The sequence below is a fragment of the Flavobacterium humidisoli genome (genome assembly GCF_023272795.1).
Classification (GTDB): Bacteria; Bacteroidota; Bacteroidia; order Flavobacteriales; family Flavobacteriaceae; genus Flavobacterium; species Flavobacterium humidisoli.
Genome location: NZ_CP096829.1, coordinates 1976611 through 1993188 on the forward strand (window position 1 = coordinate 1976611; position 16578 = coordinate 1993188).

10 protein-coding genes are annotated in these 16578 nt (G+C 33.1%); 4 read left to right on the top strand and 6 right to left on the bottom strand.

The annotated features are described in order from the left end of the window. The first annotated feature begins 118 nt into the window (after positions 1-118). Positions 119-913, top strand: coding sequence for a DUF2797 domain-containing protein (locus M0M44_RS08850; protein WP_248729427.1), 795 nt, complete (start codon positions 119-121; stop codon positions 911-913). A gap of 249 nt (positions 914-1162) precedes the next feature. Further along, the gene (locus M0M44_RS08855) at positions 1163-2245 is read left to right on the top strand and encodes a glycosyltransferase family 9 protein (RefSeq protein WP_248729428.1); all 1083 of its coding nucleotides are present in this window, start codon (positions 1163-1165) and stop codon (positions 2243-2245) included. Between the two features lie 113 nt (positions 2246-2358). Here M0M44_RS08855 and M0M44_RS08860 read toward each other — a convergent pair whose 3' ends face one another. From M0M44_RS08860 to sppA, 3 genes are all read right to left on the bottom strand, one after another. After that, a complete protein-coding gene (locus M0M44_RS08860) occupies positions 2359-4956 on the bottom strand; it encodes an AsmA-like C-terminal region-containing protein (RefSeq protein ID WP_248729429.1) in 2598 nt (865 codons plus the stop codon). A gap of 174 nt (positions 4957-5130) precedes the next feature. Then, positions 5131-6078: an alpha/beta hydrolase family protein gene (locus tag M0M44_RS08865; protein ID WP_248729430.1), complete on the bottom strand. Its 948-nt coding sequence runs from the start codon at positions 6076-6078 to the stop codon at positions 5131-5133. 11 nt (positions 6079-6089) lie between these two features. Next, complete coding sequence (sppA, locus tag M0M44_RS08870) at positions 6090-7847, bottom strand: signal peptide peptidase SppA (RefSeq protein ID WP_248729431.1); 1758 nt, start codon at positions 7845-7847, stop codon at positions 6090-6092. A gap of 138 nt (positions 7848-7985) precedes the next feature. Between sppA and folK the strand changes: the two genes are divergently transcribed. Beyond that, complete coding sequence (gene folK, locus M0M44_RS08875) at positions 7986-9119, top strand: 2-amino-4-hydroxy-6-hydroxymethyldihydropteridine diphosphokinase (RefSeq protein ID WP_248729432.1); 1134 nt, start codon at positions 7986-7988, stop codon at positions 9117-9119. 105 nt (positions 9120-9224) lie between these two features. On the opposite strand, the gene M0M44_RS08880 is transcribed toward folK, so the two are convergent. The 3 genes from M0M44_RS08880 to M0M44_RS08890 form a co-directional block, all read right to left on the bottom strand. Next, positions 9225-12545 (bottom strand): Ig-like domain-containing protein, encoded by a 3321-nt coding sequence (locus M0M44_RS08880; protein WP_248729433.1) that lies wholly within the window; start codon positions 12543-12545, stop codon positions 9225-9227. A gap of 110 nt (positions 12546-12655) precedes the next feature. Next, positions 12656-13192 carry an RNA methyltransferase gene (locus M0M44_RS08885; protein ID WP_248729434.1) on the bottom strand — a complete coding sequence of 179 codons (537 nt, stop codon included), beginning with the start codon at positions 13190-13192 and terminating at the stop codon, positions 12656-12658. Between the two features lie 75 nt (positions 13193-13267). Further along, complete coding sequence (locus M0M44_RS08890) at positions 13268-13699, bottom strand: DUF1573 domain-containing protein (RefSeq protein ID WP_248729435.1); 432 nt, start codon at positions 13697-13699, stop codon at positions 13268-13270. Between the two features lie 156 nt (positions 13700-13855). Between M0M44_RS08890 and mutS the strand changes: the two genes are divergently transcribed. Continuing rightward, on the top strand, positions 13856-16462 hold the full coding sequence (mutS, locus tag M0M44_RS08895; protein WP_248729436.1) for a DNA mismatch repair protein MutS: 2607 nt from the start codon (positions 13856-13858) through the stop codon (positions 16460-16462). The last annotated feature ends 116 nt before the right edge of the window (positions 16463-16578 follow it).

The following is a 16578-nucleotide window of genomic DNA, read 5'->3' on the forward strand; positions in this document are numbered from 1 at the left end:
TTTGTAATAAACCATTCGATTTAAGGTAAAGATTCTACCTAATAAGTCGAATTTTAACACAAAAAATTTTAAATCTTTTGAGAATTCTAAATCAGCAATTTATAAATAAAAAATACGAATGCAATATCAAGGTGTACTCACAAAAATGCAAACAGAACTTGGAAGTCCAATTCAATATTATTTGGTTTTTGAAGACAGTTTCTTAAATGTAAACCAATTATTAGATAAAGAAATTGAAATCAATTTTGAGGGATGCCAATGTTTAAATTGCGGTAAAAAGAAAAAAATATACCGTCAAGGTTTTTGCTATGAATGCTTTTATTCAAGCCCTGCAGTAGGAGATTGGATTATGAGGCCAGAATTGAGCACAGCGCATTTAGGAATTGCTGATAGAGATTTAGAATATGAATCAAAAGCGCAATTGCAGCCGCACGTTGTGTATTTGGCTTCGGCTTGCGAAATAAAAGTAGGAGTGACTCGTAAATCGCAAGTTCCAACTCGTTGGATCGATCAAGGCGCTTCTCAAGCAATTGCAATTGTTGAGGTTCCAAACCGATATTTGGCAGGAATAACAGAAGTCGCATTAAAAGATCATTATACAGACAAGACCAATTGGAGAAAAATGTTGCAAAACTCTGTTGAAAATTTTGATTTAATTGCAGAGAAAGCAAAAATTGAAAGTTTAATTCCAACAGAAGTTAGAGATTATTTTTATGCTGAAAAAAATGATGTTTACGAACTTCAGTATCCCGTTTTGAGTTACCCCGCAAAAGTGAACAGTTTAAACCTTGATAAAACACCTTCTTTCAGTGGAAAATTAACTGGAATTAAAGGTCAATATTTGCTATTTGAGAACGGTACAGTTTTTAATATTCGCGGTTCTGAAGGGTATGTCGTTTCAATAAATGTCTAGGTTTTCTAAGGAGTTGTCGATGTTTATTACATAATCGTCTATTAATTTGTTAATTCTGTGATAATTTATTGTAATTTTAGCTCAATTCCAAAACACAAAAAGGTGTAAATGATGATACATTTGGTTACAATTTTGTAACAAATGCTTATTGGAAGAATTTATTTTTAGATAATAAAAGAAGGTAGATTTGAGACTGCCACTATTTCTAAAATTTAATTAAGATTTTATAATCAATAAATTATTCCATAAATGAGTATTTTAAGCAAAATAAATGTACACAGACGTAGCATAATGCGGAATCTGACTAAGAATGTTGGAAAGGCAAATATGCAGGACGATTTTATCTTGGTCGATAAGAGTGAGATCAAAAAAGTTCTGATCTGTAGACCAAATGGAAGATTAGGAAACCTTTTGTTAATTACACCTCTTGTTCAGGAAGTGTCTGAAATGTTTCCAAACTGTAAAATTGATTTATTTGTAAAAGGAACTTTGGCTCCAATTATTTTTGAAAAATACGATAGTGTTGACAAAATAATTCATCTGCCTAAAAAACCATTTAAAAGTTTGCTGGCCTATTCAAAAGTTTGGATTTCATTAAAGAAAACACCTTATGACTTAGCGATTAATGTAGATCAGAATTCATCTTCTGGCCGATTAGCAGTTCAGTTTTCAAATGCCAAATACAAGTTTTTTGGAGACTCGAATGAAGAAGAAACAGGGCATAAAATTGATTTTGAACATATTGCAAAATATCCTGTCTATAATTTCCGCAATTATCTTTCAAAACTGAGATTACCAACAAATAGTAATAAAATAATTGCTCCTTTAGAACTTAAATTATCGGCTTCTGAAATTGCAGAAGGCAGAAAGATATTAGGGCAGCTGACGAATAACGATAAAAAGACGATTTGTATTTTTACGTATGCAACAGGAACAAAATGCCTTTCGGAAGAATGGTGGGAAAAATTTTATTCTCAACTTACTTCAGAGTATAAAGACTATAATATTATTGAGATTTTACCTGTAGAGAATGTGTCGCAAATTGGATTTAAAGCACCAACATTTTACAGTAAAGATATTCGAGAAATAGGATCTGTTATTGCAAATGCAGATTTGTTTATTGGTGCCGACAGCGGAATTATGCATTTATCAAGCTCGGTACATACACCAACTATTGGATTGTTTTCTGTGTCTAATTTGAAAAAATATGAACCGTATGACAATTGCAGTATTGGAATAGATGTCAATCTCTACACGAAAAAACAATATATAAAAACAATAAATTCAATTTTGAATAACGGTAGATTAAATTTTTATTCAAGAGCAATATAAAAGCAAAAAATCCTGTTCGAATGAACAGGATTTTTTTTAAATGATAAGTTTTTAAGATACTGATAATCTAAGTTTTTTAAGCTTTAGAGAAGCTCAGTATCTTAGCGTCTTTTTTATGGATTTTTCTTCTTAAACAATCCATTCAATAAATCACTAGCTTTTTTAGTCACTTCTTGAGTTTTTTGCTCTTTTTCAGTTTTTGCAGCCTGAGTAGTATCTTTTGCTTTTGTGTTTTTATTAATCAAATCAGTAAGTGCAGAAGTTCCTTTTTGAGTCAGCTTTTCTTTTTGCTGATTAACCAATTGTGTAGTCAAATTGCTTACAGCGGCTTTCATATCAGTACTGATTTTAGGATTTGAAAAGTTACCAGTCAAAGCAGCATTAATTGGAATGTTATCTAATTTTGCAGCATCAGCAGGAGATAATTTTGCAATTAAATTATTAGCTTCAGTTCCTAAATATTTAGCAGGAACATCAAATTTAATCGTGTAATTCATGGTTTGGTCAAAACCGTGGGTTCCGCCAACTGTAGCTTTTATATCTTGATACTTAATTTCGAATGGTTTTACATTTACTTTTCCGTTGTCAAACGTTAATGCCATTTTCAGATCATTTAGATTTAATTTGTTCAAATCTAAAAACTTAACATTTGAAGTAAGCGAATTTAAAACAGTTGAATTTTTAGCATTTACTGTAGTCGATAATAATTGGCCTAATAAATCTCCTGAAATTGATTTAAGATCTGGAGTCAATTCTTTTGCATCCAAATTACCATTCAATTTGATAGTCGAATTTAATTTTCCGTTGATGATTCCCGCAATTGGAGCGATTTTTTTCATCATATCCAACTGTGTAAAAGTCTGTGCAATATCAACTTGATTGAATCCTAAATTCATATCAAATGTAGGTACTTTTTCTTTTGTAGAAACCGCTCCGTTAAGACCAATTGATCCACCGAAGATATTAGTTTTAAAGTTTTCAAGAGTTGCTTTTTCATCTTTAATAATCAATCTTCCGGCCACATCTTGAAGTTTTAGATTATCGTATAAAACTGTTGTAGCTTTAGCATTCAATGTGCAATTTAAGAAAGCAGGAATCTTCATTGCCTCAGCTGGTTTCGCTTCTGTTTTTGCAGTTGCAGGTTCGCCAGAAGTCATAAAATCATCAACAGCCAATTGTTTTGAGCTCATGTTGAAATTTCCTCTTAGTTCTTGTTTTTTAAACATAAAACCATAGAAGTTTTCTAAAACTCCGTTAATGCTAATGTCACTTTTTCCAGTTGTAGCATCAAATTGTTTTAAATTGATTTTGCTTGGATTAAATTCGACCAATGCTGTACTGATGTTCATTGCTTTATTGTTTTCATCAGTATATTTAAATCCTGACAAACTCATTGTACCAGCATTTTTTATGTTTTGGTATTGGCTTTTTTCTACAGAAGCCATATCAAAATTGGTTGTTACATCAGCTTTTAAAATACCTGCCAAGGGCTTATCCATTTTAATTGGATAGGCTTTTGAAAGATTAGCTAAGTTTATTGTTCCTTTTAAAGCCGCATCAACAATTGGATTTACAGTGATGTTTTTGATATTCGCTTTAGCGTTAAAAACATCCTGGTCAATTCTGAAAGATAACTTATCTAAATTAACGTAAGTATCATTTAAGATTCCGGTTTCGTTAATGATTTTCGTATCAATTACAATATTCTGAACTGATTTTGGTAGGTTTGGATATTGGAAAGAAGAGTTGTTTGATGCAATTTCGATATTAAATTTAGGAACTGTCGTATCTGTCAATTCACCCTTTGCAAAACCATTTACCGTAAAATCTCCAGTCGTTTTTACACCTTCTAAACTAGACGCGTACGCCGAAGGAATCAAACCTAAGAAGTTAGTAAACGATGAAGTAGGAGTTTTGAATTTCAAATCGTAAATCTGAGCTTTTTCAGCCATTTGGATAAATCCGTCAAATTCTAAAGGCAGCTGATTGATTAAAGCTTTATTTTCTTTAAAAGTATATTTGCTCTTCTCTAAGTCAATTCCAAGAACTGCGTCTAAAGTCAGTTTTACATTTTTCATGTAATTCACTTTATCCATGTTCAATGAAACTTTTGCAGTAGATTTTGTTGTCAAATCTAATTTTGAATTGGTAAAATCTCCAGTTCCTTCATGGTTTAAACTGTCAATTACCATTTTAATTTTAGAACCTTGATCGATGTATCTAAAAGTAAAATTCTCAATTTTATAGTTCTGAATTTTAAGTGCAAGTGGTTTGCTTGCTTCGTCTTTTTTATCTTCTTTTTTGTCTTTTAAGGCAATATCGAAGTTTCCTACACCATCTTTATTGAAAATAATGTTTATTAATCCGTTTGTAGAACTGATTCCCTGAATGCTTAAAGGCTCATCTTTTCCTTTGAAAAGTTCTTTAACGCTCATTTTTAAATTCAATTCTCCTAAAGAAACCAATGTATCGCCTTCAAAAGGAGCTTTGTTGATGATAACTAATTTCTCGATTCCAACCGTTGCGTTTGGAAAATTTTTGAATAAACTTAAATTGGCATCTGTAAAACTTACTTTAGCATCAACACTTTCGTTGATAGCTTCAACGATTTTAGCCTTGATTTGATCTTTAAACAAAAACGGAATGGCAAATAAGGCAGCAACAAATACCACAATGACTATGGCACTTATTTTTAAAACTTTTTTTAGCATATATTAATAGATTTGAGGGTTAACTTTTTAAAATCGATTCCTGCAAAAATAGTTTTTTTTACTACAGGTTGCAGATAAAGTTTTCTTAAAAATGTAAGAATTTTATTAAAATTGTTGAATAAAAAAATCCGTTAAGAATACTTTCAAAACGGATTTTTAAGTGAATTTATTTTATTATTTCTGAATAAATGAAACGATTTTCTCAACCAAGACTTCAGAAATAGGAAGTGTTTCATTGTTGTAGGTCGCTAAATTAGCTTCCTGATTGCCATCAACAATTTTCATGATATGATTCATTTTATCAATAATCTGCAAATCTGCATTTTTGTTGGCTTGTTTTAAATTCTCTGCATCTTTTACTGCAATTTGAATATCATTATTTCCTTGTACGATCAAAACAGGAATAGTAAGTTTTTGTATTTCGGTCTGCGGATTGTATTTAAACCAAGAAATCAAATAAGGTTGAATGCTTGGCCTGAAAAGAGAATTCAGCATTGGATCAATTTTTTTTACCTCAAATCCGTTTTTTAAACTATCGATAATCGGAAAAGTCATATCGTTTAGCTGTTTCATTGATTTTGCCCCAATCTGTGTTTTTAGAATTTGATCTGCTGGTTCGCCTGCTCCGGCAATCGAAATGAATTTGTCTGCTTTTCCACTGGCGACCATTCCAATTAAAGAGCCTTCACTATGACCAATTATGATTATTTTAGAAAAACGCTTGTCTTGTTTCAAGTAATTAATCCAGCTTTTGGCATCTTGAATGTAATTTTCAAAAACCAGACTGCCTTCCGATCCTCCTGCAGCTTTACTTTCTCCTATTGCTCTTTTATCATATCGCAAAGATGCAATTCCGTTTTTAGCCAAAGCTTCTGCCAGCATTTTCAGCGAATTGTTTTTCATCATGGGGTTATTTCCATTTCTATCTGTTGGGCCAGAGCCTGCAATGATTAAAGCAACTGGAAATTTTTTAGTCAAATCTGGAGTTGTCAGCGTACCAAAAATCTGATCGTTGTTAATCTTTAAGATAGCTGGTGTTTCCTTAAAGGAGATTTCTTTTTTGTCTTGAGCATTTATGAAACTCCAAAACAAAACCGTTAAAAAAAGAATTGCTTTATTCATCTTTAATTCAATTAATAAATATTGATTCCGTAGGGCAATATTGCTTGCACTCCTTTTTGTTTTTGAAATTTCTTAACCTGTTCGATAAGAAGATAGTTTTCTTCGCCGATTTCTTCTTTTATGAAAGCTTCTTTCGATTTTGCAAAAGGAAGATTTGATAGTAAATCGTTAAGTGTTTTTTCGTATTCAGGATAATTCTGAGTGCTGTATTTTTTTACTTTAGCAATTTTAGCTGCTTCAGCGATCGCATCATTTAATCCGCCAATTTTATCCACCAAACCAATTTTTAGAGCTTCAGTTCCTGACCAAACTCGACCTTGCGCAATTGAATCGACTTGTGCAAAAGTCATTTTTCGGCCTTCCGCAACATGAGTTACAAAAGTGTTGTATACTTTTTCAACTCCTTCTAAAGTGAAAGCTTTAAATTTTTCATCAACAGGCACAAAGGGACTGTAGTTTGCTGAGTTTTCGTGCGTTTTAACTTGTTCAGAATTTATTCCTAATTTGTTTGCCAATGGACTAAAATTTGGCAGCATTCCGAAAACTCCAATAGATCCTGTAATGGTATTGTTTTCAGCAAAAATTTTATTGGCGTTGCAGGCAATATAATAACCGCCAGAAGCTGCATAATTACCCATAGAAACCACAACTGGTTTAACTTTTTTAGTAATTTCAATTTCCCTCCAGATTAAATCAGAAGTTAGTGCACTTCCGCCTGGACTATCAATTCTAAGGACAATTGCTTTAACATCATCATTTTTTCTAGCTTCCTGCAAAGAGCGGCGCATAGAACCTTCTCCAATTGTATTTACATCTCCTTCACCGCTTCCAATTTCGCCTTGAGCGTAAATAATAGCAATCTGATCGCTTGAAGCATCAGCTAAAGCTGTTGTTACATGATTTTGAGTATAATCTGAAATTGAAATTTTGTTGTAATCTTCATCTTTGTCTACTTTTAGAACTTTTCTAATGGCATCGTGATAAACATCTTCGTAAGCAACAATATCTACTAAATGTTGCTGTTTTGCCATTTCTGGAGTTCGAGCCAAAAGACCATTTGCAATTTCGTTTAATTTTGGTAAGGGAATATTTCTGCTTTTTGAAATATCTGCCGAAACGATAGCCCAAATAGAGTTTAGAAGTGCAGTAATCTGCTCTCTATTGGCATCGCTCATTTTATTGTCTAAGAAAGGTTCAACAGCACTTTTGTATTTTCCGTGACGTATTACCTCCATATGAATTCCAGATTTATCTTGAAAATCTTTGAAAAACATAACTTCAGAAGAAAGCCCTTTAAAATCTAAATCTCCAGCTGGATTGAGATAAATGGTATTGGCAACAGAGTTTAAGTAATATTCTTTTTGCGAATACGTATTGGCATAAGCCCAAATATATTTCCCTGATTTTTTGAAGCTTTCTAAAGCATTTCTTAAATCTTTATATTGTGCAAGACCAAGAGACGATTCATCATTTAAGATCGAAATTCCTTTGATGTTATCATCTGTTTTTGCAGCCTCAATTGCGTTAATTACATCGGTTAAACCAATGCCTTTTTGTTCAGAAAAACGAGTTACCCATGGATCTTTATATTTTCCTGCGTAATCGTTTTTAATTTCTTTTAAATTTAATTCAATAACCGAATTAGATTTAACGGAAACACTGTCGTCACCGCCAAAAACAACTCCGATAAAGATTACTCCAAAAAAGAAGAGCATAATAAAAACAAAAATACCAATAACTGTGGCAATTACATTTCCTAAAAACTTCATATGTATATTTTTTTAATAAGTAGCAAAAAAGGGCAAAATGTTACAAACTAGACATCTAAATTTCGGATTGGATTTGAGACGTCGTTTCACAAATATATTGGTTAATTCTAAAATAGTTTTAGTTAATTTGCATTAATTATGAAATTACAGCATCAAGTCGTTTTATCGATAGGCAGCAACCAAGGCAGCAGACTAGAAAACATTCAAAATTGTATTGATTTGATACATCAAAATGTGGGGACTGTTATTGAGGTTTCAAAACTTTACGAAACTCCTGCGTGGGGGTTTGAAAGTGATGCTTTTTATAATTGTGCACTTCTTTTGCATACCAATTCATCTGCGCAAAAAGTATTAAATCAAATTTTAAAAGTCGAAAAGGAACTAGGAAGAATCCGTTTGAATCAAGAAGGGTATCAATCTAGAATTATTGATGTTGATTTGATTGCTTTTGATAACGAAATAATCGATACAGAAAAACTTCAAGTCCCGCATCCGCTAATGCAAAATAGGAATTTTGTTTTGCTTCCGATGCAAGATTTAAAATTAAGCTGGAAACATCCGATTTTACAAAAAACAATTCCCGAATTGATTGCCCTAACTCCAGACAATAGTGTTTGTACAGTTGTGCAGAATCTGAAAAGTCCGATTGCAAAAATTCCTTTAAATCAGTTTAATTATGTTGCTTTTGAAGGGAATATCGGTGCGGGAAAAACTACTTTGGTGCATAAAATTGCCGAAGATTTTAACGGAAAAACTGTTTTAGAACGATTTGCAGATAATCCGTTTTTGCCCAAATTTTATAAAGATCAAAATAGATATGCGTTTCCTTTGGAAATGTCTTTTTTAGCGGACCGTTATCAGCAATTGGCCGATGATTTGGCGCAATTTGATTTGTTTAAAGATTTTATAGTTGCCGATTATCATATTTTTAAATCTTTGATTTTTGCAAAAATAACGCTTGCCGAAGATGAATATCGTTTGTATAGAAATCTGTTTGATATTATTTATAAAGAAATGCCAAAACCAGATTTGTATGTTTATTTGTATCAAAATACAGAACGACTGCTTCAAAACATAAAAAAACGCGGACGTATTTATGAGCAAAATATTGAAGCGTCCTATTTAGATAAAATCAATAATGGCTATTTGGAATACATAAAATCTCAAACCGATTTGAATGTTTTAATCATTGATGTTTCGGACCGAGATTTTGTAAAAAAACACGAAGATTATCTTTATATATTGAATGAAATTAAGAAGAAGCTTAATTAATTGAGATATTGAGATAATGAGATAATGAGTCAATTAGATAATTTTGTAGAGATGTCTTTTTTTAATTATCTAAATTATCAAATTGACACATTACCAAATTCTAAACTATCTTTTCAAAGTAAAATGGCCTCTTAAGATCGGCATTGAATCATCTACTTTTAAAGCATACCAATAATCTGAAGCAGGAAGCGGAACCTGATTTAAAGTACCGTCCCACGTCATTTTGAAGCGGCTTAATTGTGCTATTAATTTTCCGTAGCGATCAAAAATTGTAACAACTGCCTGAGGATAATTTTCCATTCCAGTGACTTCCCACACATCATTGTAAGTATCGTTGTTTGGTGTAAAAAATGGAGGAAAAACAAGCACTACAAATGGTTTGGTATTTTGTCCGCAACCACTTTTTTCTCGTGCATATGCAGTTTGTAATCCGCCAGGAACATCGTAGAAAATAGTGGAATCTTGAAAATTGACTCCGTCTACAGAATATTCATAATAATCTTCTGCTTTTACAGGATAGATAATAGCTCTAGTTCCTTCAACATCAACTCTTGCAATTTGAGGAATTTTATGCTCTTCGACCATAATTGTTTTTGTACTCGTACAATTTTCGGGAGATGGACTTGTAACGGCTACCGTGTATGTTCCGCCAGTACTAACAGTAGTAGTTTGAGTTGTAGCTCCATTTGACCATAAATAACTCATTCCAGAAATTCCAGCATCTAATGTTATGGTCTTAAATTCGCATAATGGCAAAGTTTCATCAGTAACTGCTGGTGGTGTGTAAATCTCGATATTTATTGGAGTTCTTGTTGGGTTGATGCATCCACTATTTGATGCTTCGGCATAATAAGTTGTATTTGACGAAATTGTAGGAGTTGTAAAAGTGGTTCCCGCATAAATACTTGTTCCTCCAGTTGCTGAAGTGTACCAATTTATAGAGCCAACATTTGAAGTTGCCTTAATGGTTAAAACTCCTGGTCCGCAATTAGTATAAATGTCTTGTTCTGCAATAGGAGTTGCAGGAGTTGTATTTACAGTTGCAATTATCGATTTTCGGTTTAATTCGCAGCCTGCATCAACGTAATAAGTGGTAGTTGTACTTATTGATGGAGTAGTGTAGGTGTTTCCTGTGCCTAATAAATTTCCTCCTGTAGCGGCATCGTACCATTTAATCGTGCCAGCATTGGCGGTTGCGGTAAGAGTAAAACTTCCTGAATCGCAAACGGGAGGACTCAGATTACTGGCCGGTGTTGCCACAGGAATGGTGATTTTGGTACTGGTTGCAATCTGTAAAGGAGTTTCTCCTGGCATTCCGCCATATTCTACCACATATCCTTTTGGCTGATAATCCCCAGAGGTATCTCCTGCATTTGATAAGTCGTTCCAAGAGCCTCGTATTCCTACACCAGGCTGTGTAATGTGTGCATAGTCTTCATCGCCTTGCTGGTTGGGTTCGCCTGTGTTCCAAAAAGCATAATTTGGCGTTGAACCATTTGCGTTTCCATTCCAAAAAATAGTTCCTGTTTCAGGACCAGTAACCCATTTCCAGACGCCTTCTGTTTCAGCGTCGCTTCCTCCAATCCATCCCGTTCCAGAAGCTTGCTCGCCAATTAGTTTTGCTTCATCAGCAGATAATATAGTGGCTAAATAACCTTGAAGACCATAATAAGTACGAGCCACTGCTGCATCTCTTGCCGCTGTCCAAGTTATTCCTATACTTGGAACATATTCATAATAATGCTGTGTAGACGGTAAATAATTTGCTTTCCCCATTGTTATCGAAAATGTTCTTATTCCAGAAGCTGTTGCAGAAGAATTTGTAAAGGCAACATCTTTAATAGCAGCAACAAAATCGGAATATAAAACATCAGTTCCAGCAGTCGAACTAGATAATGTTAGTTTTCCTGCCGCAGCATCCCAACTTGTGGTAATGTTGGAATGTGCTGTAGGATTTAAAAGTACAAGCTTGTCAAGACCGCTAGAATATCCAGAAGAAATTTGAATATAAATGGCTTCGGTTCCAGTTTCAGAAGGATCGTTTGTTATGGTTATGTCTGTTACAATTTTTTTAGTTTCTTGAGGGCAGTATAATTGATCGCCAGTAGCTTTAATTACCGGAGACGCCACAGCTGAAAATTTACTGCAATTGTTAGAATAAGTAGCCGAATTGTCTTTGTAAGCAGACCAATTGGCATTCGAATAATTTGCGTTGTCTACTTGAATGCAGCTAAGGCTTGGGTTGGAGACAAAACTTAAATTATTAAGTAGAGTATTGTTTCCGTTTTTTAAATTTAAAGAAGTTAATAAATTACTATTGCAGACAAAGCTGGTTAACTCAGGATTTTTAGAAACATCTAAAGAAGTTAATAATGTGTTAGAACAATGTAACTGTGTTAGTTTGGGGTTTTTAGAAGTATCAATAAAGGGGACCTTTGTCGAGCTAAAATGTAATCTTTCTAATTCGCCATTGTTTGTAACATCTAGATTTGATATAGGATTGCTGCTTATATTTAAATCGTTTAAACTTATATGTTTCGTTACATCGATGCTGGTTATATTGTTACTAGAGGCACCTATAACAGATAATTGAGGGTTTTTCGAAATGTCTAAAATGCTTATTCTATTGCTGTTTAAGTTTAAAAAATTTAATACCGGGTTATTACTGATATTTAAACTGGTAAGTTGATTAAAATCGCACATGATGTGCTGAATAATTGTATTTTGACTGACATCTAGATCAGTTAATTTATTAAATCCGCAAAATAAGACTACTAGCTTTATGTTTTTAGTAATGTCAAGACTAGTGAGTTGGTTTTTATTGCAACTTAAATTGATTAATTCTGTATTGTTTGAAACGTCTATATTCGTTAATTTGTTATCGTCGAAAGTTAAATATTGTAAGGCTGTATTTTTGGTTACATCTAGATACATGAGGTTGTTCATGTTGCACTGTAGAATTCTTAAGAGCCTATTGTTAGAAATATCTATGCTGATAAATTTGTTTCCATCTAAATATAATTCAGAAAGATTAGTATTTTTTGATAAATCAAGATTTATCAGATTATTTAAGCTACAACTCAGAAATCTAAGCATTGTATTTTTAGTAATGTTTAAATTACTGATTTTGTTACTTCTATTAGGATCATTATTAATTGCACCTAAGTCTAAATATTCCAGATTTGTAAAGTTTTCTATTCCGGTTAGATCTGAAATATTTTTTCCTTGTAGCACTAATGTCTTCAGATTAATAATATTTGCAGTCAGAACTTGACCATCAATAGTGCCACTATCAATACTTAAATCGATTAAAGCTTGTTCGAAGTTAGGATCAGGAATTAAGGTATATTGTTGTGCATATCCAATAAAGCTGGATAGCAGTAAAATGAATATGAAAGATGTTTTTAAGGGGTAATTCTTTTTCATTTTATAAAAGTATTACTTTTATAATAATAAAAAAATATATTTACATTTCTAACATTTTTAGGCTTAAAAATTGTAAAATCACATGTTTTTAATAAAAAATCTGATTGATTTTATTGTCGCCAATTTATTTTTTGGAATAAATCCCAAACTACAATCCCCGCGCTTACAGAAATGTTTAGAGAGTGTTTAGTTCCTAGTTGCGGAATTTCAATACAGCCATCACAGATTGCAACAGCTTCTTGCGAAACGCCATAAACTTCATTTCCAAAAACTAAAGCGTATTTCTGGTCTTCTTTGATTTTAAAATCCTGAAGAAAAATAGAGCTTTCAACCTGTTCAATTGCCATTGTAAGAATATTTTCTTTCTTTAAGTTTTCGATAACTTCCAGAACATTTTCATGATGCTCCCATGCAACGGTTTCGGTTGCGCCAAGAGCAGTTTTATGGATTTCCTTATTTGGAGGAGTTGCGGTGATTCCGCATAAGATTATTTTTTCAATCAAAAACGCATCAGCAGTTCTAAATACGGAGCCAATATTGTGCAGACTTCTAATATCGTCTAAAACTAATATTAAAGGTGTTTTCTCCGATTTTTTAAAATCTTCAATAGATTTACGGTCTAGTTCGCTGTTTTCGAGTTTTCTCATTGTTTTTGAATTGTAGTCATAAAAAAAGCTTCCAAAGATAAGGAAGCTTTTTGATTATTTTAAATGTTTTTCAGATTAGCTTTTTACTGGATCTGGTAAAACAGTACCTTTAATAGTAAGGATTTTTGTAGGTTGTCCTTCTGCGTTAGAAGTTACGGTTACAGTTTTTGTAAAAGCACCAACTCTATCAGTAGCATATTTTACACCAATAACACCTTTAGCTCCTGGAGCGATTGGTTCTTTTGGAGTAGTTGGAATAGTACATCCGCAAGATCCTGTAGTGTTAGTAATGATTAGTGGCTTAGTTCCGTTGTTAACAAAAACGAATTCACGTTTTCCATCAGCATTGTGAGCGATAGTTCCGTAATCAATAGTTTCTGTTTCAAAAAGCATTCCTGCTCCTTCAACTTTAGCAACTTTAGCCGCTTTAGCTTTTTTAGTTGTTTGTGCATTCGTAGCTGTAATACCAGCTACAGCTAACATAGCGAATAAGATTATTTTTTTCATCTTTAAGGGTCTTTTTTAATGATAAACAAAGCTATATAAAAATCTTATACTACAACCTAAAAAATTCTTAAAATATTTTAATTTTTGAAGCTTTTCATATGCGGCTAAAAAAGCATAAATTCGCTGTCTTAATTTTTCATTTAAAAACATTACAATTTGGCAGCTAAAGAGAAAGTGGTGAAGGAAACACCTTTAATGAAACAGTACAACGAAATCAAGGCTAAATATCCTGATGCATGTCTGCTTTTCAGAGTAGGAGATTTTTATGAAACCTTTGGAGAAGACGCCATTAGAGCTTCTAAGATTTTAGGAATAACATTAACAAAAAGAGGTGCAGGATCTGATACAGAAACGGCACTTGCTGGGTTTCCGCATCATTCTGTAAATACTTATTTGCCAAAATTGGTTAAAGCCGGACTTCGTGTTGCGATCTGTGATCAGCTGGAAGATCCAAAAATGACCAAAACAATTGTAAAAAGAGGAGTGACTGAACTTGTAACTCCTGGAGTTTCTTTGAATGACGAGGTTTTGCATTCAAAATCAAATAACTTCTTAGCATCTGTTTATTTTGCTAATAAAAATATCGGAATTTCATTTTTAGATGTTTCGACAGGAGAGTTTCTAACGGCTCAAGGAAATGCAGAATATATTGATAAATTGTTGCAGAACTTTAACCCAAGCGAGGTTTTGGTTCCAAAGAATAATAAGAATGATTTTAAAACTGCTTTTGGAGAAGATTTTCATAGTTTCTACCTAGAAGATTGGATTTATAAAGAAGACTATGCTTTAGAAACCTTAACAAAGCATTTTCAGACGAATTCATTAAAAGGGTTTGGTGTTGAAGAATTAAAAGAAGGAATTATTGCTTCTGGAGCAATTTTATATTATTTATCCGAGACACAGCATAATCGTGTGCAGCATATTACGGCAATCCAGCGTATTGCAGAAGATGCTTATGTGTGGATGGATCGATTTACCATTCGAAACTTAGAATTGTATCATAGTTATAATCCAAATGCAGTTACGCTTTTGGACGTTATAGATAAAACACTTTCTCCAATGGGGGGACGTTTGTTGAAACGCTGGCTGGCACTTCCTTTAAAAGATGCTAATAAAATAAAAGGGCGACATGAGGTTGTGGCTTATTTAAAATCAAATCCTGAAATTCTACATAATATCCAATATCAGATTAAACAGATTTCAGATTTAGAACGTTTGATTTCTAAAATAGCTACAGGGAAAGTTTCGCCTCGTGAAATAGTGTATTTGAAGGAATCTTTAGATGCCATTATTCCGATTAAAACTCTTGCACTGGAAAGTCCTCAAGAAGCTGTGAAAGTTATCGGCGATAGTTTGCATGCTTGTGATTTGCTTCGTGAAAAAATTAAAACGACTTTAAATCAAGATGCGCCAGTTGCAATCTCAAAAGGAAATGCGATAGCGGCAGGAATAAATGAAGAGCTAGACGAGCTACGTGCGATTTCAACTTCAGGAAAAGAATTTTTAGAAGGAATTGAAAAAAGAGAATCGGAAAGAACTGGAATTTCTTCATTGAAGATTTCCTTTAACAATGTTTTTGGATATTATATTGAGGTTAGAAATACCCATAAAGATAAAGTTCCAGAAGAATGGATTCGTAAACAGACTTTGGTAAATGCAGAGCGCTATATTACCGAAGAATTAAAAGAATACGAAACCAAAATTTTAGGAGCAGAAGAAAAGATCTATAAAATAGAAAGCGAGCTTTTTGAACAATTAGTGGCGTGGATTGGCACGTATATTAAGCCAGTTCAAATGAATGCATATTTAATTGCGCAACTAGATTGTTTATGTTCGTTTACGCAAATGGCTGTCGAAAATCAATATGTGTGTCCAGAAATCGATGATACATTTGAATTGGATATCAAAAACGGAAGACATCCTGTGATTGAAAAGCAATTGCCTGTTGGAACTCCGTATATTGCCAATGATGTTTTCTTGGATAGAGAAACACAGCAGATTATTATGATTACCGGGCCAAACATGTCGGGTAAGTCGGCGATTTTGAGACAAACAGCTCTAATTGTACTTTTGTCTCAAATGGGAAGTTTTGTCCCTGCTGATAGCGTTAGAATGGGAATTGTAGATAAGATTTTTACTAGAGTTGGAGCTTCAGATAATATCTCTATGGGAGAATCTACTTTTATGGTAGAAATGAACGAAACGGCTTCGATTTTGAATAATATTTCAGACAGGAGTTTAGTGTTGTTAGATGAGATTGGACGAGGAACAAGTACATACGACGGAATCTCAATTGCTTGGGCAATTGCTGAATTTTTGCACGAGCATCCAGGAAGAGCAAAAACGCTTTTTGCAACGCATTATCATGAGCTGAATGAAATGACAGAATCAATGCCAAGAATCCAGAATTTTAATGTGGCCGTAAAAGAATTAAAAGATACTGTTCTTTTTGTTAGAAAACTGGTAAAAGGAGGAAGTGCACATAGTTTTGGAATTCACGTTGCAAAAATGGCTGGAATGCCTCAGTTGGTTATTTCGAAAGCACAAAAGCTTTTAAAGAAATTAGAAAAGAATCATTCAAGCGATGCTTTAAACGGAATAAAATCTGCTAATGATGAAATGCAGATGAGTTTCTTTAATCTAGATGATCCTTTGTTGGAAGAGATAAAAGAAGAAATTTTGAGTCTCGATATTAATGCAATTACGCCAGTAGAAGCATTGATGAAGCTGAATGAGATCAAAAGAATGTTGGTTAAAAAATAAAATCTAAAAATTTTCAATTTTAAAGTTTAGGTTATCAGAATGTTATAAAATAAGTGGATTTTTTTTTGAAAAAACGCTTGTGTAATTGAATAAATGTCCTAAATTTGCACTCGCAA

Coding starts and splice junctions, on each gene's coding strand:
- M0M44_RS08850 (WP_248729427.1), top strand. CDS start 119: ATGCAATATCAAGGTGTACTCACAAAAATGCAAACAGAACTTGGAAGT.
- M0M44_RS08855 (WP_248729428.1), top strand. CDS start 1,163: ATGAGTATTTTAAGCAAAATAAATGTACACAGACGTAGCATAATGCGG.
- M0M44_RS08860 (WP_248729429.1), bottom strand. CDS start 4,956: ATGCTAAAAAAAGTTTTAAAAATAAGTGCCATAGTCATTGTGGTATTT.
- M0M44_RS08865 (WP_248729430.1), bottom strand. CDS start 6,078: ATGAATAAAGCAATTCTTTTTTTAACGGTTTTGTTTTGGAGTTTCATA.
- sppA (WP_248729431.1), bottom strand. CDS start 7,847: ATGAAGTTTTTAGGAAATGTAATTGCCACAGTTATTGGTATTTTTGTT.
- folK (WP_248729432.1), top strand. CDS start 7,986: ATGAAATTACAGCATCAAGTCGTTTTATCGATAGGCAGCAACCAAGGC.
- M0M44_RS08880 (WP_248729433.1), bottom strand. CDS start 12,545: ATGAAAAAGAATTACCCCTTAAAAACATCTTTCATATTCATTTTACTG.
- M0M44_RS08885 (WP_248729434.1), bottom strand. CDS start 13,192: ATGAGAAAACTCGAAAACAGCGAACTAGACCGTAAATCTATTGAAGAT.
- M0M44_RS08890 (WP_248729435.1), bottom strand. CDS start 13,699: ATGAAAAAAATAATCTTATTCGCTATGTTAGCTGTAGCTGGTATTACA.